The 18,860-nt window shown below is 64.0% G+C and carries 19 protein-coding genes; 12 read left to right on the top strand and 7 right to left on the bottom strand.

Features of this window, described 5'->3' with window-relative positions:
* Positions 1-102 precede the first annotated feature (102 nt).
* Entirely contained in the window at positions 103-903 is an 801-nt protein-coding gene (locus P6U25_RS28535) for an AraC family transcriptional regulator (protein ID WP_407148097.1), read from the bottom strand.
* Between the two features lie 73 nt (positions 904-976).
* On the opposite strand from P6U25_RS28535, the gene P6U25_RS28530 reads away from it, so the two are divergent.
* The 6 genes from P6U25_RS28530 to P6U25_RS28505 all read left to right on the top strand — a co-directional run bounded on the left by P6U25_RS28530 (position 977) and on the right by P6U25_RS28505 (position 8,689).
* On the top strand, positions 977-2,155 hold the full coding sequence (locus tag P6U25_RS28530; protein ID WP_407148095.1) for an MFS transporter: 1,179 nt from the start codon (positions 977-979) through the stop codon (positions 2,153-2,155).
* Positions 2,156-2,339: 184 nt separating this feature from the next.
* Positions 2,340-3,902 (top strand): SUMF1/EgtB/PvdO family nonheme iron enzyme, encoded by a 1,563-nt coding sequence (locus P6U25_RS28525; RefSeq protein WP_407148094.1) that lies wholly within the window; start codon positions 2,340-2,342, stop codon positions 3,900-3,902.
* 137 nt (positions 3,903-4,039) lie between these two features.
* The gene (locus tag P6U25_RS28520; RefSeq protein ID WP_407148093.1) at positions 4,040-4,465 is read left to right on the top strand and encodes a DUF4399 domain-containing protein; all 426 of its coding nucleotides are present in this window, start codon (positions 4,040-4,042) and stop codon (positions 4,463-4,465) included.
* 162 nt (positions 4,466-4,627) lie between these two features.
* On the top strand, positions 4,628-5,377 hold the full coding sequence (locus tag P6U25_RS28515) for a transporter substrate-binding domain-containing protein (protein ID WP_407148091.1): 750 nt from the start codon (positions 4,628-4,630) through the stop codon (positions 5,375-5,377).
* A 488-nt stretch (positions 5,378-5,865) separates the two neighbouring features.
* Entirely contained in the window at positions 5,866-6,684 is an 819-nt protein-coding gene (locus tag P6U25_RS28510) for a formate/nitrite transporter family protein (protein WP_407148090.1), read from the top strand.
* 268 nt (positions 6,685-6,952) lie between these two features.
* Positions 6,953-8,689, top strand: a complete 1,737-nt coding sequence (locus P6U25_RS28505) for a protein kinase domain-containing protein (protein WP_407152632.1) — start codon at positions 6,953-6,955, stop codon at positions 8,687-8,689.
* Between the two features lie 136 nt (positions 8,690-8,825).
* Here P6U25_RS28505 and P6U25_RS28500 read toward each other — a convergent pair whose 3' ends face one another.
* Both P6U25_RS28500 and P6U25_RS28495 read right to left on the bottom strand, forming a co-directional pair.
* On the bottom strand, positions 8,826-9,620 hold the full coding sequence (locus P6U25_RS28500; protein WP_407148089.1) for an extracellular solute-binding protein: 795 nt from the start codon (positions 9,618-9,620) through the stop codon (positions 8,826-8,828).
* 230 nt (positions 9,621-9,850) lie between these two features.
* Positions 9,851-11,074: a polyhydroxyalkanoate depolymerase gene (locus P6U25_RS28495; protein WP_407152631.1), complete on the bottom strand. Its 1,224-nt coding sequence runs from the start codon at positions 11,072-11,074 to the stop codon at positions 9,851-9,853.
* Positions 11,075-11,102: 28 nt separating this feature from the next.
* Here P6U25_RS28495 and P6U25_RS28490 point away from each other — a divergent pair, with 28 nt between their 5' ends.
* The 4 genes from P6U25_RS28490 (at position 11,103) to P6U25_RS28475 (ending at position 12,797) form a co-directional block, all read left to right on the top strand.
* Positions 11,103-11,204: a hypothetical protein gene (locus P6U25_RS28490; protein WP_407148088.1), complete on the top strand. Its 102-nt coding sequence runs from the start codon at positions 11,103-11,105 to the stop codon at positions 11,202-11,204.
* A 37-nt stretch (positions 11,205-11,241) separates the two neighbouring features.
* Complete coding sequence (locus P6U25_RS28485) at positions 11,242-11,898, top strand: glutathione S-transferase family protein (RefSeq protein ID WP_407148087.1); 657 nt, start codon at positions 11,242-11,244, stop codon at positions 11,896-11,898.
* A 321-nt stretch (positions 11,899-12,219) separates the two neighbouring features.
* A complete protein-coding gene (locus tag P6U25_RS28480) occupies positions 12,220-12,654 on the top strand; it encodes a cupin domain-containing protein (protein ID WP_407148086.1) in 435 nt (144 codons plus the stop codon).
* A gap of 5 nt (positions 12,655-12,659) precedes the next feature.
* Positions 12,660-12,797: a hypothetical protein gene (locus P6U25_RS28475; protein WP_407148084.1), complete on the top strand. Its 138-nt coding sequence runs from the start codon at positions 12,660-12,662 to the stop codon at positions 12,795-12,797.
* A gap of 197 nt (positions 12,798-12,994) precedes the next feature.
* Here the strand turns inward: P6U25_RS28475 and P6U25_RS28470 are convergent, their stop codons facing one another.
* Positions 12,995-13,219: a hypothetical protein gene (locus P6U25_RS28470; RefSeq protein WP_407148083.1), complete on the bottom strand. Its 225-nt coding sequence runs from the start codon at positions 13,217-13,219 to the stop codon at positions 12,995-12,997.
* Between the two features lie 194 nt (positions 13,220-13,413).
* On the opposite strand from P6U25_RS28470, the gene P6U25_RS28465 reads away from it, so the two are divergent.
* Positions 13,414-13,779, top strand: coding sequence for a hypothetical protein (locus P6U25_RS28465; RefSeq protein ID WP_407152630.1), 366 nt, complete (start codon positions 13,414-13,416; stop codon positions 13,777-13,779).
* Positions 13,780-14,082: 303 nt separating this feature from the next.
* Here the strand turns inward: P6U25_RS28465 and P6U25_RS28460 are convergent, their stop codons facing one another.
* A complete protein-coding gene (locus P6U25_RS28460) occupies positions 14,083-15,186 on the bottom strand; it encodes a mandelate racemase/muconate lactonizing enzyme family protein (RefSeq protein ID WP_407148082.1) in 1,104 nt (367 codons plus the stop codon).
* A gap of 96 nt (positions 15,187-15,282) precedes the next feature.
* On the bottom strand, positions 15,283-16,512 hold the full coding sequence (locus P6U25_RS28455; protein WP_407148081.1) for an ABC transporter substrate-binding protein: 1,230 nt from the start codon (positions 16,510-16,512) through the stop codon (positions 15,283-15,285).
* 238 nt (positions 16,513-16,750) lie between these two features.
* On the opposite strand from P6U25_RS28455, the gene P6U25_RS28450 reads away from it, so the two are divergent.
* Positions 16,751-17,590, top strand: a complete 840-nt coding sequence (locus tag P6U25_RS28450) for a GyrI-like domain-containing protein (protein WP_407148080.1) — start codon at positions 16,751-16,753, stop codon at positions 17,588-17,590.
* Between the two features lie 236 nt (positions 17,591-17,826).
* On the opposite strand, the gene P6U25_RS28445 is transcribed toward P6U25_RS28450, so the two are convergent.
* A complete protein-coding gene (locus P6U25_RS28445; protein ID WP_407148079.1) occupies positions 17,827-18,837 on the bottom strand; it encodes a polyprenyl synthetase family protein in 1,011 nt (336 codons plus the stop codon).
* Between the last annotated feature and the right edge of the window lie 23 nt (positions 18,838-18,860).

Below are 18,860 nucleotides of genomic sequence, written 5' to 3'. Positions count from 1 at the left end.
AAGGCCGGTAGCACTGGAATCAAGCGTATCGATCGTACGGAAATATGTCGCGGCACAACAATGGTATTATTGATCGTGTCCGCGCTCGATGACGGATCGCGTTCACGTTTTCTCCGCGAACTTGGTCGGCGTTGTGCCAGTCACCTGGCGGAAGGCATGGGAAAATGCCGGCACGCTGGCATAGCCAAGGTCGGATGCGATCTGCTTGATCGAAACATTGGCATCGGTCGAGAGACGTTCGATCGCGGCCGCGATGCGGGCGCGCTGGCACCAGCTCTTGAACGACAGTTGCGTCTCCGCGGAGAACAGCCGCGACAGCGTCCGCGCCGAGGTGCCGACCGTGCGCGCCAGCGTCTCGATCTCGTAGTCGCGCGTTGGATCCACCAGCACGACGTCGGCAGCGCGCCGGCAACGCGGCTCCTGCGGCAGCGGAATGAAGGTCGCGGGATCCTCGGCCCGGTGCAGCTCCAGCATCAGCAGCCTGACCAGCAGCTCGGTGCGCTCGCGGCTGCCGGCACTGTCGAACAGCGCGAGGATCGCCTGGTGCAGCAGCGGCGATACCCGCACCACGAATTCGTTGGCGAGGCTGTCGCTGCGCTTCTCGCGTGCCAGCCATGCCTGGTCGAAATAAAGCGTACGCATCTCGATGTCGGCGAGCACGTCGATCGCATGCGCGAACAGCGCGGGCACCCAGACCGCGCGGTCCGGCGGCACCAGCCAGCGGCCCTTCGGCGTGGTCACCTGCATGGTGCCTTTCGCGGCATAGACCAGTTGCGCCTCGCGGTGCATGTGCGGGTCGAGCCGGACGCCTTTCCGGTAATTGCGCGCCACTAGGTGCACGCCGTCGTCGGCGGCGCGCCGGTCGTCATGAAGCGCTCGGATTGGCGGTTCGGCGATAGTCATTGGCGACATTCCGTCAGGACAAGCTCCTATAACCTATTTTCGATCAGTTGAAGATTCGAGTCAGGACTGGCCCATGAACAGCCCCAGCCGGGTGATTACCTTCGTCAACGCCGCCCACTTCATCGACCACTATTCGATGCTGATTTTCGCCGCCGCGGTCATCATCATGGGCCCGGCGCTCGGCATGGCCTATTCGGAGCTTTTGCCCTACGCGACGCCGGGCTTCATCGCTTTCGGCGCCGGCTCCCTGATCACGGGATGGCTCGGCGACCGCTGGAGCCGCCGCCACATGATGGTGATCTTCTTCGTCGGGATCGGACTTTCGATGATCTCGGTCGGCTTTGTGCAGACGCCGCTACAGCTCGGCGCCGCGCTGCTCGCGATCGGCGTCTTCGCCTCGATCTACCACCCGGTCGGCACCGCCATGATCGTGTCCTATGCCGAGAAGCTTGGCGCGCAGATGGGGATCAACGGTGTCTGGGGCAATCTCGGCGTCGCCTCCTCGGCGCTGGTCACCGGCGTGATTGGCCAGTATCTCGGCTGGCGCTGGGCCTTTATCCTGCCGGGCACGATCACCGTCTTGATCGGCGTCGCCTTCGCGATGACCGTGGTGCACGAGGACCGCAAGGGCTCCAAGCAGGCCGCCGCCCAGGTCCGCGTCGCCAAGGAGGACATGTGGCGTGTGGTGCTGGCGCTGCTGATCGTCGTGATCGCGATCTCGACCACGTTCAACGCGGTCACCGTGGCGCTGCCAAAACTGTTCGCCGAGCGGCTCGCCGGCCTGACCAGGAGCCCGGCGCTGCTCGGCCTGATCGCCGCCTGCGTCTACGTATTCGGCGCGATGACGCAGTACACCATCGGCAAGCTGCTCGATAAGCATTCGCTGAAGGCGGTGGCGCTGCCGCTGTCCTTCGTGCTGGCACCGTTCCTCTATCTTGCAGCGAGCCTGTCGAACCTGCCGCTGATCCTGGTCTCGATCGGCATCGTGATGGGCGCCTTCGGCCAGGTGACGGTCAACGACGCCATGGTCGGCAAATACACCACCGAGGAATGGCGCTCGCGCGCCTATGCGGTGCGCTATTTCGTCGGCTTCACCGCCGCAGGCGCCTCGGTCGGTCTCGTCGCCTGGCTCTATGACCAGGGCGGCTTCACCACGATGCTGCGCGCCTTTGCGGCGCTGTGCCTGCTCGCGGTCGCCGCCGCGATCATTCTGCCGCGCGAGATCAGGACGCCGGCCGCACAGCCGAATTGACGGCGGGAACGCCTTGCCACGCCGGTTCCGCCTCGTTCGGGGAGCGCGCATCCGTCGCAAGCCGGGTGCGGTTCTGCGGTTGTTCCGGCACGACGGTGTGATAGGCTTCGCGCGGGTTTCGGGGACTGAGGCGCCGGTTGCGCCTTAAACACTGCCTTTTGGGGTTTGTGGAGCAACCGGAATCATGGGTGAAATCCGCGATTTTAAATCAGGCAAGCCGGGCAAGCCGCCGTCCGATGGCCCGGTGCCGCGACGGCTTGCGGCGATCGTGGCGGGCGACATCGCCGGCTACAGCCGGCTGATGCAGCTCGACGAAGAGGGCACCCATACCCGCGTCAAGCGAATCCTGCGCGATCTGATCGAACCGACCATCGCCGAGCACCACGGGCGACTGGTGAAGACCACCGGTGACGGCTTCATCGCAATGTTCGACAGTCCCGTCGAGGCGGTCCGCTCCAGCATCGTCATTCAGCAGAACCTGGTCGGCCGCAATGCGGCGGTGCCGAGGGAGTTCTGGATCGAATACCGGATCGGGGTCAATCTCGGCGACATCATCATCGAGCCCGACGACATCTATGGTGACGGCGTCAATGTCGCCGCGCGTCTGGAGGGGATCGCCGACCCGGGCGAGGTCTTCATCTCCGGCGGCATCTACGAGCAGATCAAGCACAAGCTGGTTTGTGGCTACGAGTCGCTTGGCGACCGCAGGGTCAAGAACATCACCGATCCGGTCAGGGTCTATCGCGTGCTGCCGGATGCCGCGGCGTATAGCCGGACGCGTCGGCGTCGCGAAAACGTCCTGCTCGTCCTGCTCGGGCTTTCGATCGCGATCATCGCCGGCGGCGCGCTCTGGTACTTGCTGATGCAACCGCGCAGCAATCCGCGCGAGGTGGCGCTGGCGCCGTCGTCATCTCCCGCGCCGAAGCCGGCCGAGCCATCGCCTGCGGCCGGGCCGGCTGCGCCCAATCAAGTGCCGAGCCCGGTGCCGGCGCCGACCGCGCAGCAATCGCCGGCCCAGCCACAACCCGCGCCCTCGGCCAGCCCCGCTCCATCGGCGCAAGCCGCGGCCCTGCCCGAGCCCGAAATGGTCTCGCTGACCGGCGGCAGCTTTGCGATGGGCAGCAATGATGACGCTTCGGAGCGGCCGATCCACAGGGTGACGGTCAAGCCGTTTGCCATGGGCAAATATCCGATCACCGTGCGCGAATGGAATGCCTGCGCGGCCGCCAAGGGCTGCGGCTTTACGGCAACCGGCAACGACGACGCGCCGGTGACCAATGTGAGCTGGAGCGACGCGAAGCAATACGTGACGTGGCTCGCGGACACCACCAAGAAGCCGTACCGGCTTCCGAGCGAGGCCGAATGGGAATACGCCGCCCGCGGCGGCACGCAGACCAGATACTGGTGGGGCGACCAGGTGCAACCGGGCGTCGCGAGCTGCAAGGATTGCGGCGGCGACGGTGCGGCCGAACAGCCGGTCAAAGTCGGCAGCTTCAGGCCCAATCCGTTCGGCCTTTACGACATGGGCGGCGGGGTCGATCAATGGGTCGAAGACTGCTGGCACCGCAATTACCAGGGCGCGCCAGCCGACGGTGCGGCGTGGCATGACCGCGACTGCTTCACCCATGTGATCCGCTCCGGGTCGTGGAAGAACGATGCGCGCTATATGCGGCCGGCCAATCGCGACAATTACGACACCAATGTTCGTTATCCGACCCATGGATTCCGGGTCGCGCTATCACCCTAATCTACCCCTCATGGTGAGGAGCGCGGAACACGCATCTCTGGACGATGCCGCGAATCGCCAGGCAACCATGAGGCCGCGTCTGGGGCCTGCATGCTTCGAGGTCTCCGCGGGATGAGAGCTGGCTTGGAGGGCTGTCGATGAAGGTCGTCTACACTTTTCTGTTTGCAGCAGTGGTCGCGCTATTCGCAAGCCCCGCTTGCGCGCAAGGCAAGCCGGCGCCCAAGGACGCGGTGCTGTATTTCGTCTGGCCGCACAACGGGGCGACCGTCAAAGGCGCGTTCTGGTGCCGCTTCGGCTTGCGCAACATGGGCGTCACCCATGCTGGCGACGACTATCCGAACAGCGGCCATCATCACCTCCTTGTCGACGTCAATGAGCCGCTGAACCCCAACGAGCCGATCCCGTCGGACAAGTCACATCTGCATTTCGGTGCGGGCCAGACCGAGACCCGGCTCGAGCTGCCGCCGGGCAAGCATACGCTGCAACTGGTACTCGGCGACGCCAAGCACTATCCCTTCAATCCGCCCGTCGTCTCCGAGAAAATCACCATCAGGGTCCGCTAAATCGCTCCTGCACCGAAGGCTGCGTTGCGCAAACTGGCGGTTGCGCTCTCCCGTCACATGCGGTTTGTTGCCGGCCCAGCCGGGCGCTGATCCGGCGTGGAGGGAAGTCCGATGTCTCGTCACCTGTCGAGTCTGGCTGGCCTCGTTCTGGGAGTGACGACGATGGCCGTGTCAGCCAATGCCGATAGCCTGAAGGATGAGATCGCGCCGAGCGGAAAGCTCCGGGTCGCGATTGCTATCAGCCCGGCCGGCGGCGCGTTCTGGTGCCCCCGCACCGCGAGCGGCGGCTATGCCGGCGTCCCGGTCGATCTCGGCAAGGCGATGGCCGCAGAGCTCGGCGTGCCGGTCGAATATGTCGTGCATCAGAATTCGGGGCAGATCACCGACGCGGCCGCGAAGAAGACCTGGGACGTCACCTTCCTGCCGAAGGATCCCGAGCGCGAGACCAAGATGACATTCGGTCCGATCTACGAGGTCGCCGACGCCACCTACATCGTAAGGCCGGGCTCGACGGTGAAGACGTTCGCCGAGCTCGATCGGGACGGCGTCAAGGTAGCCGCCGTCAACAACACCACGACCATGCGCGGCGCGATCGCGCATCTCAAGCACGCCAAGGTCACGGGGTATCAGACCTATGACGAGATCTTCAATCTCCTGAAGAGCGGCGGGATTGACGCGTTTGCGCTGTCGCGCGACCAGCTCAATGCGATGGCGAAGAAGATTCCCGGCACGCGCGTGCTGGACGAGACCTTCAAGCAGACCGTGACTGCGGTCGCGGTGCCGCTCAACCATCCGCTCGCCGCAGCCTTCGTCAGCAAATTCATGACGGACGCGACCGCCAACGGCACGCTGCGCAAGGCCTATGACGACAACGGCCTGAAGGACACGCCGATCCGCACCGGGGCGAAGTAGCGCACATCCGCGCCTGTCGGAGGGCCGAGCAGGCCGCCAAGCTCCGCCCTCGGCACGCGCATTGCCGTGGGCGACATCTGTGCAGGCTGCATAAATAGGCAGCAAGCCGCCGCCCGGTCTTCCGGGATGATCACAAAGCTATTGTATCCAAACGGTTTTTCGCTTCGGCGACAGCGCTGGCGATTGGCATACCCATTGCTTTTGATTGCTGCGGTCAACGACGACTGCCGTCCTCCGGAGCGCCCAGGCCAGTGCCGGCCGAGGCCAAGGGATCAAGGCGCCATGCCTGCGCGCCTCGAGCAATCGTTGCGACTTGAGTTCTGCGATCGCCCGCCAATCCCTGCCTTGATCGTGCATCGGACGTTCAGCCGGCGTTGCAGCAGCCGCTTCGCCGTTCCGATCCCGACCAGCGTCCGCGGACGGACGAGCATTTTCAACCAGCCCGCGTCGCATCGGCGCGACCAGATTGTTTAAGGGGACTTGACGAAATGGCCTATCTCGCACCTTCCGAATTCGTCACCAAGATGGTCGACGCCGGCGAATCCAAGGTCTTCATGTCGACGCGCGACACCGTGATCCGCGCCTACATGGCTGGCGCAATCCTCGCGCTGGCGGCCTGGTTCGCGGTGACCATCAACGTGAACACCGGCCAGCCGATCATCGGCGCGTTGTTGTTCCCGGTCGGTTTCGTCATGCTCTATCTCCTGGGCTTCGATCTCCTGACCGGCGTGTTCGTGCTATCGCCGCTCGCGCTGCTTGATAAGCGTCCCGGCGTCACGCTCGGCGGCGTGTTGCGCAACTGGGGCCTCGTCTTCATCGGCAATTTCGGCGGCGCGCTGACAGTGGCATTCATGATGGCCTTCGTGACCACGTTCGGCTTCACGCAGGAGCCCGACAAGGTCGGCACGGTGATCGGCAATATCGGCGAAGGCCGCACGCTCGGCTACGCCGCGCACGGCGCGGCCGGCATGGCGACGCTGTTCATCCGCGGCATGCTGTGCAACTGGATGGTCTCCACCGGCGTGGTCGGCGCCATGATCTCCACCACGGTCCCCGGCAAGGTGATCGCGATGTGGATGCCGATCCTGGTGTTCTTCTACATGGTGTTCGAACATTCCGTGGTGAACATGTTCCTGTTTCCGTCCGGCCTGATGCTCCATGCGAAGTTCTCGATCATGGACTATCTGATCTGGAACGAGATCCCGACCGTGCTCGGTAACCTCGCCGGCGGCATCGCCTTCACCGGGCTGACGCTCTACACGACGCATGTGAAGACGGCGCCGAAGCGCGAGCGTCTCGCCGCTTGATCTCCGCAGGCGTATGGGTCTCTCCTGAGGCTGGGGCAATCGCATTTGGGAGAAGAGCGCCTGCGGCCATCCTTCGAGACGCCCGCCTTTGGCGGGCTCCTCAGGATGAGGTCTCGTTTTGCGGCACAATAGTAGACCCTCATGGTGAGGAGCGCCGCTTGCGGCGCGTCTCGAACCACGAGGCCGAGTATGTGCGCAGCCGCCCAACGCGGCATATGCGATAGTCCTGCTCCTGAGGTGGAGGGACCCATCGGGCTTGAACCAGGCGATGCCACGCGGGCTGAAAATATCGGTCGGGCAATTCTCTGATAAGGGCCGCAAGGACACCAATCAGGATTTCCATGGCGTCTTGATCCCGGAGGAGCCGCTGCTGGGTCTGAAGGGCATCGCGGTGGTGCTCGCCGACGGCATCTCCTCCAGCAGTGTCAGCCGCATCGCCGCCGAGTCCGCGGTCAAGGGCTTCCTGACCGACTACTACTGCACCTCGGAATCCTGGTCGGTGAAGACCTCGGCGCAGCGCGTGCTGGAGGCGACCAATTCCTGGCTGCACGCGCAGACCCGGCGCAGCGACAATCCCTACGACAAGGACAAAGGCTACGTCTGCACGCTGAGCGCCTTGGTCATCAGGTCGACGTCGGCGCATCTCTTCCACGTCGGTGACAGCAGGATCTACCGCGTGTCCGGCGGCAGCCTCGAGCAGTTGACCAACGACCATCGCGTCGTGATCTCCTCCCAGCAGAGCTATCTCGGCCGCGCGCTCGGCGTGAATCCGCAGCTCGAGATCGATTACCAGAACCTGCGGCTCGAGCCGGGCGATATCTTCCTGCTGGTTACGGACGGGATCTACGAGCATGTGCCGTCGCGCCAGCTCGCGAAGATCATCCAGGACGGCGCCGCCGATCTCGACCAGGCCGCGCGGTCGATCGTGGAGCAGGCGTTCGAGCGCGGCAGCCCGGACAATCTCACCGCGCAGATCGTGCGGATCGACGAGCTGCCCGACGGTGACGCAAGCGAGGTGATCATCCAGCCGACCGAGCTGCCGCTGCCGCCGCTGCTCGAGGCGCGGATGCGCTTCGACGGCTACCGTATCGTGCGCGAGCTGCACGCATCACACCGCAGCCACATCTATCTCGCCCTCGACGAGGACTCTGGCACCACGGTTGCGATCAAGATCCCGTCGATCGACTTGCGCGATGATCCGGCCTATCTCAAGCGCTTCATGATGGAGGAGTGGGTCGCCAAGCGGATCGACAGCCCGCATGTGCTGAAACCCTGGCTGCCACAGCGCAGGCGCAATTTCCTCTATGTCGCGACCGAATATGTCGACGGCCAGACATTGCGGCAGTGGATGATCGACCATCCCGATCCGGCGCTGGAGACGGTGCGCGATATCGCCGAACAGATCGCCAAGGGGCTGCGCGCCTTCCACCGCAAGGAGATGCTGCACCAGGACGTCAGGCCCGACAACATCATGATCGACAAGACCGGGACGGTGAAGATCATCGATTTCGGGTCGACGCGGATCTCAGGCGTCGCCGAGGCGGCGCCCGCGGGCACGGAGGCGATCCTCGGCACCCAGCAATACACCGCACCGGAGTACTTTCTGGGCGAGGGCGGTTCGACGCGGTCCGATCTGTTCTCGCTCGGCGTCATCACCTATCAGATGCTGACAGGGCGGCTGCCCTATGGCGCGCAGATCGCGCGCGCCCGCCGCCGGTCCGATTTCAGCAGGCTGGTCTATGCGCCGGCGGCGCATGGTGGCCGCGGCATCCCGACCTGGGTTGACCGCACGCTGGAGCGCGCCGTGCATCCCAATCCGCTGAAGCGCTACGACAGCTTGTCGGAGTTCTTGTTCGACCTGCGCAATCCCAATGCAAAATATCTCGCGACGTCGTCGACACCGCTGATCGAGCGCAACCCGGTGCTGTTCTGGAAGTCGACGACGCTGCTGCTCGCGCTGGTCGTGATCGGACTGCTCGCCTATGGCGCGCATCATGTTCGGTGAGCGACCCATCCCCGTCATCCTGAGGGGCGCGGTACGCGCGTCTCGAAGGATGCACGGCCCGGCTGTGGCCGATTCATCCTTCGAGGCTCGCTGCGCGAGCGCCTCAGGATGACGGGGATGGAATAGGTCAACGCGATCAATGCGTCGCGCCGGCCGGGATCGGGTCGAGCCCGCTCTTCACCAGTGCGTCGCGCGCGTCCGGCGAGGCGAGGAAGCTGATCAGCGCCTTGCCGGCGTCGGGCTCCTTCGCCCCCGTGACAATCCCGGCGGAGAACACGGTGATCTTCTGCAACGGCTCCGGCAGCGGACCGACGATGTCGATGCCGGCGACCGGTCTCAGCTCGGCGACCTGCTGAAGCCCGATGTCGGCCTCGCCCTTGGCGACGATCTCGCCGACCGGCGTTGCCGGGATCATCTTCGCCTTGCCCTTCATCTGGTCGGCGATGTCGAGCTTCTGGAACATCTCGGTCGAGACATAGACACCGCTGGCGCTGTCGGAATAGGCGACCGATTTCGCCGCCAGCAGCGCCTGCTTGACTGATGCGGCCGAGCTGATGTCCGGCTTCGGTGCGCCCGATTTCACCGCGATCCCGATCGGCGACTTCACGAGGTCGACGCGGCTGTCGGCCACCGCCTTGCCCTGCTTGATGAGATCGCCGAGCGCATAGCCGACCATGATCAGCACATCCGCCGGCTCGCCGCGCTGCAGCCGCACCGGAATTGCGTTCACCGTCGTGCCCATCGACGGCCCGTAGGCGGTGACCACCTTGTTGCCGGTCTTGCGCTCGAACTCCGGCACCAGCGCCTTGTAGGCCGCGGTCAGCCCGCCCGAGATCATGACGTGGATTTCGGCGGCGGAGGCTCGTGAGGTCAGGACAAGGGCGGTGACGAAGGCGAACGTGAGAGCGCGGAAGGCGGTGGCTGATCGCATGGAGTTTCTCCCTGGACGATTCTTCGGGCGTGGGTGTCGTCGTGGCGGGGAGATTATCGTTCAGGAGGAGGCGTGACTAGCCATCTACCGTCATTGCGGGCGCAGCGAAGCAATCGATCGTCCGACATATGCGGAACGAAGGATTGCTTCGTCGCGGAGCCTGTCATCGGGCGCGCGTTCGCGCGACCCGTTGGCACCTCGCAATGACAGGGAAAGAGCGTGACCGATCCTCACGAATTCACATGCACGAAATCGCGCAGCAGCGGATAGATTTCGTTGGTCCAGCGCTTGCCGGAGAACACGCCGTAATGGCCGACGCCGGCCTGCATGTGGTGCACCTTGCGATAGGTGCGCACGCCGCTGCAGAGGTCCTGGGCGGCGAGCGTCTGGCCGATCGAGCAGATGTCGTCCCTCTCACCCTCCACCGTCATCAAGCCCATGCGCCGGATTGCGGCCGGGTTCACCTGACGGCCGCGATGCATCAGCTTGCTCTGCGGCAGCAGGTGCTCCTGGAACACGTTGCGCACCGTCTCGATGTAGAACTCCGCCGGCAGGTCCATCACGGCGAAATATTCGTCATAGAACGTCTTGATCGCCGCGGCCTTCTCGGTCTCGCCTCTGGCGAGATGGCGCGCGAGGTCGATGTGCTGCTTGATGTGGCGTTCCAGATTCATCGACACGAAGGCGGTGAGCTGCACGAAGCCGGGATAGACCTGACGCAACGCCCCCTTGCACTGCACCGGCACGTAGTTGATCAGATTGTCCTCGAACCACTTGATCGGCTTGCTCTTGGCGAACTGGTTGACCTTGGTCGGCTGGATCCGGGTGTCGATCGGTCCGGCCATCAGCGTTAGCGACGCCGGCCGCGCCGGATGGTTGTCCTCCGACATGATCGCGGCCGCCGCCAGCGCCGATACCGAAGGCTGGCAGATCGCGACCATATGCGCGCGTGGGCCGAGCCGGCCAAGGAAATCGATCAGGTGATCGGTGTAGTCCTCGAGCCCGAAGCGGCCTTCTTCGCGCGGGATGTCGCGCGGATTGTGCCAGTCGGTGATGTAGACGTCGTGATCCTGCAGCAGCGTCTTCACGGTACCACGGAGCAAGGTGGCGAAATGGCCGGACATCGGCGCCACCAGCAGCAGCCGCGGCTGCTCCGGCCCGTCCACCTTCCTGAAATGCAGCAGCGAGCCGAACGGCGTCGCGTAGGCGACCTCCTCGGTCACCTCCAGATCTCTGTTGCCGACGGTCACGCGGCCGATGCCGTAAGGCGGCCGCGTGTAGGTCAGGCTCGCGCGCGAGATCAGCTCGAGCGCGGCGGCGAGCCGGCCGAATGTCCCGTCGGACGCGCCACCCGGTACCAGGTTGAGATATTTCAACGCCGCCGCGGCCCCGGTCCGCCATGGCGCCGTGAGGTCCATGTGGTTCTGATAGGCTTGGTACATCATCGACATCATACGCGGTCCGTCCTTGGCCTGACGGGCCATGCAATATCGACGCCAGGGCGGGGCAGCCTGCCCGGCAAATTGGCGCGTGGCTTGCTTGTGGCCTGCTGGAGAAACTGCATCCGCCCAGGCGTCGGGGTGACGCGGGGTGGAGACGTGTTCAGGCGTGAGGGGCTGATATGGCGAAGGCGACACTCACCATCAGCAGCAAGAAATATTCGTCCTGGTCGCTGCGCGGCTGGCTGCTGGCGAAATTCGCGGGGCTGGACTTCGAGGAGATCGTCACCGCGCCCGACGACCCCACGACCCGGGCCGAACTGCTGTTGCTGTCGTCCTCGATCCTGGTGCCCTGCCTGCGCCACGAGGGTGCGACCGTCTGGGACACGCTGGCAATCGCCGAGTATCTCAACGAGATCATGCCGCATGCCGGGCTATTGCCGGAGGATCGGATCCAGCGCGCGCATTGCCGCTCGATCTCGGGCGAAATCCATTCCGGGTTCGCGACGCTGAGATCGTCGCTGCCGGTCAACCTCAAGGGGCACTTTCCCGGCTTCAAGATCTGGTCGCGTGCGCAGGCCGACATCGATCGGATCTGCACCATCTGGCACGATTGCCTAGGCCAATCCGGCGGGCCGTTCCTGTTCGGCGCGCGCCGCACCGTGGCGGACGCCATGTACGCGCCCGTCGTCACCCGCTTCATGACCTATGACGTGAAGCTCGACAGCGAACTTGCGGCCTATGCCGGCACCATCATGACGATGCCCGAGATGGCCGAATGGATCGAGGCGGCCAAGGCCGAGCCGGCCGACGTCGAGGAGCTCGAGGTCGAATATTAGGCAGTGCGCCGCGGGCGTTGCGTGCATCGGCGGCTGAAGCGGCGGGCAGGATTTGCTCAATCGATATGCCGCCTGTGATCGCTGCGCTCACCGAGCTACCCACCGGGCGGGCCGCGGCGCGGAACTCACGCAACGCAAATTCCTAGTCGCCAGCAAATGCTTCCGCCGTGGCGGTGACGGCGCGGTGAGCCCTTTCGCCGCAGGCGCGCACCGCTGGCAAGGATTTCGCATGGCTGTCGTCGAGCTGTGACCGCGACGATGCGACGCTGCCGAATATCTGGACGCCGAGCCGTCGCGATCTCGCGAACCGTGGAGGCTTCCATGAACCAGCACGCCGTCGTCAGCAAATTCTCCCACGTCAAACCCGGTGACACCGAGTTCAAGGGGGGTGGTCTGCGCGACTTCTTCCTGTATCGCGACCTCGGCATTGCCGACGCCACCGGCGGGCAGGTGATCTGCCATCTGGTCAAGGCCAATCCCGACATGCCGCCGGAGCAGGGCACCGGCTGGCACAAGCATCTGTGCGATTTTCAGATCGTCATCATGACCAAGGGCTGGGCGCGATTCATGTACGAGGACAAGGAGACGCTGGTGGAGGCGGGCGACGTCGTGCATCAGCGTCCCGGCATCACCCACTATCTGTTCGATTACTCGAAGGACATGGAATACCTCGAAATCGTCAGCCCCGCCGATTTCAAGACCGTGGATGTGGCGCCGGCGACCGAGACGGTCCCGCCGATCACGCCCTGGACGTGATCGTCATGTCGTCAGCGGAGGAATTAACTTTCGTCATCGGGCGTTGGTTGCGGCTGATCACAATGCTTCTGGATGTGGTGCGCGGCATCGGCTTGATGACCAGATCTAGCCGTGAACAACCGAGTACGGCGCTCGATCAGTGATTCGGACGCGGTTCGTTCCGTCCACGTTCCGAATCTTAACGCCACCTGTGATCGCGTCGCGTTTTGGAACAGCACGCGACGCGCTTTTCTGGCCGCAGGGCGGCCCTGCGCCCACTGGAGCAAGATCCTTCCCGTCGGCGGCGTTTTGCCACGGGACGATCATGCTTGATGTTTTGGAGCGGAAAACCGCGATCCGCCTAGGCCGCGCCCGGTTGTTTCTCGCGGGGCTTGCGCCAGGCGATGACGTTGGCCTCCAACGCGCCGCCGGTTGTGTCATTGCGCCACTGGCCATCGACGAAACGGCAGGCGAACGGCAATTGATATGTCCCGCTATGATCTTCGCAAAGCACTTCCACGCATTGGTCTGGCGAAGGTGCGCCGTTGCCATCGAATTGAGCCAGCCGTTTCTCGCGCGTTGCCATGTGATTTGTCTCCACTGCCCAAGGTCGAGCCAAATAGGGTCGAACCAAACAAGTTCCGAAGTCCCCGTCCCCACGAGAAGTTCCCGTAATAGGCGAAGCACACAGCTTGAATGCGGTATCAGTGTGGTATGTCTGCCTCGCTTTCAACGTTACAAGCACAAAGCTGTGAACGGTGCGCTGGATTGGGGATGATGATGATCGCTCGTACTGCTGTTGCTCTTGTCGTGCCGCTTGTGTTCGCCGTCGTCGGATCAGCGCGCGCGCAGGACGTACCCGGCATCGAAATCTGCACCGTGGAAAAAGCCATGGAACGGCGCACGAGCTGCCTGCAGAGCAACGTCGATTTCCTGCAGAAGACGATCAACAAGCTCACGGCCGATCATCAGCAGAGGCTCGATGCCGCCAATCGCCAGATCGAAACCTTGAAGAGCTCGGTCGCGAGTCTGCAGAAACTCGTCGCCGACTTGCAGGCCGCCCAGGTCAAGATGACTGACGATTCGAAGAAGAAAACCGACGCACCGCCAGCGAAGGATGCAACGCCTGCGAAGGACACGAAATAGGCAGGGGCTATCCGCGAATTCGCTTTCCCTCTTCCGCTTGCGGGCAGGGCTATCGCATATGCCGCCCTGGGCGGCTGTGCACGTCCTCGGCCTCGTGGTTCGCGACGCGCCGCAAGCGGCGCTCCTCACCATGAGGGTCTACTAGTGTGCCGCAGAACGAGACCTCATCCTGAGGAGCCCGCCAAAGGCGGGCGTCTCGAAGGATGGCCGCAGGGCGGTTTTCTCCCAAATGCGATTGCCCCACGCTTGCGGAGAGGCAGCGCAGTCCTTTCGCGGAGACTGCTCAAATCTATCTCATCAGGCTTAAGCCACCCGATACTTCTCCATCACGGCGCGATCCGGCTCGTAGCCGAGCCCGGGGTCTTGCGGCACGGCGACATGGCCGCTGGCATCGACGTCGATGCGGTCGCCCCACAGACAGGCCGGGCGCTTCATGAAGAACATCTCGATCATGCCTTCGTCGCGGATCGCCATCAGATGCAACGTCGCGAGGAAGCCGGGTCCGAAATACGGCGAATGCGGGATCACCTTGACGCCGAACTCGTCGGCGAGCACCGCGACTTTCAGGAATTCGGTGACGCCACCAACCTTGGTCACCGAGGGCTGCGCGTGACTGACCGCGCCGGCGGTCATCATCTGGCGGAATTGATGCACCGTGCAGGCGTTCTCGCCGGCTGCGATGTCGAGCCGGCCTTCCTTGCGCACCTCGGCGAGCGTCGCGAAATCCTCCGGCGGCCAGACCGGCTCCTCGAGGAACATCGGCGCCGCCTGCTTGCAGTCACGGGCGAATTGAATCGCCGCCGGTCCATCCAGCGGGCAGTTCATGTCGACCATCAGCGGCACGGCGGGCCCGATCGCCTCCCGCGCGGCCGTCACGGCCGGGATCGTCGTCTCGTGCAGCTTGATCGCGGAATAGCCTGATTTGATCGCCTTCTTGCACTCGGAAGCGATATGTGTGGCGTTGCCGATGCGCATCAGGCTGGCATAGGCCGGGATCGTCTGGCGCTTGGCGCCGCCGATCAGTTGATGCAGTGGCGCGCCCTGCACCTTGCCGGCGAGATCCCACAGCGCGATGTCGAGCGCCGAGATCGCGAACATCGTGATGCCGTAGCGGCCGAACAGATGCAGGTTGCGCTGGATCTGTTCCATAACCGCGGGAATGCCCGCGGCGTCGGGAACTTCGAGGCCGCGCGCCTGTGGCGCGATCATCTCGGTCACCGCCATGCTGCTCGTCTTCGGGCAAACATAGGCGAAGGCATCGCCCCAGCCGGTCAGGCCGGCATCGGTCGAGACTTCAACGATCACCATGTCGAGCGCCGAGATCGCAGATGCGCCCTGGCGGAAGCTCGCGGGGCCGGCGTCATATGGGATGCGGATGTGGTGGGCGCGGACGTCGGTGATTTTCATTGTTGCTGCCTTTGCGGTCACCTGCCGGGCAGGATCATAAGCGCAAACGGCGCATCCCGGAATACAGGGATGCGCCGTTCAGGAATGCGCGTCCGCTTACGACTCCTTGCCGCCGCTCATGACCGGGCCGAACCGTTCCCAGCTCTCGCCCTTGAAGCGCATCATCTGAAGCTGCTCGATCGGAGCAAAGTCGTCAGGCCCGGTCTTGATCTTCGTGCCCGGCAAATAGATGCCAATTTCGAAGTTCAGGCTAGCGGCCTGCTTCATCACGTTCTCGCGCGTGAGGTTGTCGCCGCATTGCCGCAGCACCTGCTCGAGGCCCTTGGCGACGCCATAGCCGAACACGGTCGCGGCATCGTCGAGGTCGCCCTCGGGATACCACTTGGTCATGAAGGCGCGCCACTCGTTCATGGCCGGATCGTTCTTCCACTCGGCGTCCTTGGGGTCCTTGAGGTATGCGGTGGACAGCACGCCCTGGCTCGCCTCATAGCCGGCCGGCTTCATCACGCCGCCGATCGAGCCAGAGACATTGGTCAGGAATTGCACCGGATGCCAGTCCAGCTCGGCGACCTTCTTGATCGCCTGTGCCGCGAATTTCGGCGTCGCGATGTTGACGAAGATGTCGGGATTGGCGCCCTTGATCTGCACCACCTGGGAATCCACCGTCGGCGACGTCGTCTCGTAGGCGGATTCGACCACGATCAGCTTCTTCGCCTGATCGCCGAGACCGTCGTGCAGGCCGATCAGGTAGTCCTTGCCGAAATCGTCGTTCTGGTAGAGCACGCCGATCGTCTTGCCGGGATAGTTCTGCAGGATGTACTTGGCGTAGATGCGCGCTTCCACCTGGTAGCTCGGCTGCCAGCCCATCGTCCACGGAAAGTTCTTCGGGTCGTTCCACTTGGCGGCGCCGGTCGAGACGAAAAGCTGCGGCACCTTCTTGGCGTTCATGTATTTCTGGATCGCCGTGTTGCCCGGCGTGCCCAGCGGATTGAAGATCAGCAGCGCCTCGTCGCTCTCCACCAGCTTGCGGGCCTGCTCGACCATTTTCGGCGGGCTGTAGCCGTCGTCGTAGGAGATGAAGTTGATCTTGCGGCCGTTGATGCCGCCTTCGCTGTTGAGCTTCTTGAAATAGGCCGCCTCGGTCTTGCCGATCGTGGCGTAGGCCGAGGCCGGGCCGGAATAAGGCATGATATTGCCGACCTTGATCTCGGTATCGGTCGCGCCCGGATCGTATTTTTTCTGTGCGTTGGCCGCGCTCGCGGCGAGTACGAGACATCCCGCAACCGCGGCGGACCGGGCATAGCTCAAGCGTCGGTAGTGCATCATTGTCCTCCCTGACATGCTGGCCGCGGCTCATGCAGTCTTGATTATCGGGCAGCTTGGTGAGCCGTCGGATCGATGCAGCCGTGAGTATGCACGATTGGGACTATGTGACCAGCGACGCCTTTCGGCTAAATTTCCGTGGAACGGAACCGCGATTTCAGTCGGCGCGCAGCAAGGACTGTCAAACACCGCGCTCGGCATCCGGGCATGATGCCCGCGCTTTAAGGAGAGCCGTCGTCCAATGAACCCAGCCCAGAAGGCGCTCTGGTATATCGAAAGCCATCTCGGGGCGCCGCTGACGCTCGACGAGATCGCCGGCGTCGCCGGCGTGTCGCGCTTCCATCTGGTGCGGGCGTTCGCGGAGGCGACCGGGTTCTCGGTGATGCGCTATGTGCGGGCCCGGCGCCTCAGCGAGGCCGCGCGCGACCTCGCCGCCGGCGCGCCCGATATCTTAAGCCTCGCGCTGGATGCGGATTACGGCTCCCACGAAGCATTCACCCGCGCGTTCCGCGACCATTTCGGCGTCACGCCCGAAACGGTGCGCGCGACCACGTGCCTGACGACGCTCAAGCTGCAGGAGCCGATCACCATGATCTCGACTGCCCTCGATCATATCGATCCACCGCGTATCGCGACCGGCAAGGCGTTCCTCGTCGCCGGCATCGGCGAGCGCTACAACCACGCCAACGGCAGCACGGCCGGCATCCCGAGCCAGTGGCAGGACTATCATCTGCGGTGCGGCGACATACCCCGCCAGGTCGGCAAGGTGGCCTATGGCGTCTGCTGCAACGGCGACGATGCCGGCAACTTCGACTACATCGCCGGCGTTGAAGTGGCCGATTTCTCCGACCTGCCGCGCGAGTTCGCACACGTGCGCATCCCCGAGCAGAAATATGTCGTGTTCACCCACAAAGATCACATCTCGACCATCCGCCGCACCGTCAACACGATCTGGAATCGCTGGCTGCCGCAATCCGGCATGACGGTCGCCGACGCGCCGAACTTCGAGCGCTATGACGAAAATTTCGATCCGGGCACCGGCAATGGCGGATTGGAGATCTGGGTGCCTGTGAGGGAGTAGGGCGCCGCCGTGCAGGGCTAGGTGCATTGCGCCGCGAGAACGTGGGTGCGTGGCCACAAGCGGTGCAACAAACCCGGTGTCGTCCCTGCCTGGTGCGCAATTGCGCACAGGAGCAGGGATCCATAACCACCAATGTCTATTGTTGCGCGAAGCTGAAACGACGAATTCCGCTCACAACCCAAGCCGCGGAGTATGGGTCCCTGCTTTCGCAGGGACGACACCGTGGTGTGGCCAGCTCAATGCGAGCGCGCGAGGCAGAACGCGACCACCTCTTCCAGCGCCGTCTTCATCGGCGAGGACGGGAATAGCGCCAGTGCGTCGACGGACATCGCGCCGTAGTGCTGGGCGCGGCTGATCGTGTCCTCGAGGGCGCGATGCTTGGTCATCAGGCCGATCGCGTGATCGAGATCGTTCGCACCGATCTCGCCACGCTCGAGCGCGCGGATCCAGAATTTGCGCTCACTGTCGTTGCCGCGGCGGAAAGCGAGCACCACCGGCAGCGTGATCTTGCCCTCGCGGAAATCGTCGCCGACATTCTTGCCGAGCTTGGCGGACTTGCCGCCGTAGTCGAGCACGTCGTCGACGAGCTGGAAGGCGATGCCGAGATTCATGCCGACCGAGCGGCAGGCGGTCTGCTCGGCCTTCGGCCGGTTGGCGATCACCGGGCCGACCTCGCAAGCCGCGGCGAACAGCTCGGCGGTCTTGCCTCTGATGACGGCGAGATATTCGTCCTCGGTGGTCGCGGTGTTCTTGGCGGCGGCAAGCTGCATCACCTCGCCCTCGGCGATGGTGGCAGCAGCGGCCGAGAGAATGTCGAGCGCGCGCAGCGAGCCGACCTCGACCATCATCCGGAAGGCCTGGCCGAGCAGGAAGTCGCCGACCAGCACGCTCGCCTCGTTGCCCCACAGCATGCGGGCCGAGAGCTTGCCGCGGCGCAGCTCGCTCTCGTCGACCACGTCGTCATGCAGCAGCGTCGCGGTGTGCATGAATTCGACCGCGGCGGCGAGCTTGATGTGGCCGTCACCGGAATAGTCGGCGAGCTGGGCCATCGCCAGCGTCAGCATCGGCCGCAGCCGTTTCCCGCCGGAGGAGATCAGATGATTGGCGACCTCGGGGATCATGGTGACCTCGGAGCCGGTCCGCGAAATGATCGTCGCGTTGACACGCTCCATGTCGGCGGCGACTAGTCCCACCAGCCCGTCGATCGAAGCATTGGACGGGCTTTCAAAGGGTACGATAACCGCCACGCTGGTCTCCAATTTTGCCGAAT

It is taken from the genome of Bradyrhizobium sp. ORS 86 (assembly GCF_045571475.1).
Classification (GTDB): domain Bacteria; phylum Pseudomonadota; class Alphaproteobacteria; order Rhizobiales; family Xanthobacteraceae; genus Bradyrhizobium.
This window is presented reverse-complemented; position numbering and strand designations above follow the sequence as displayed.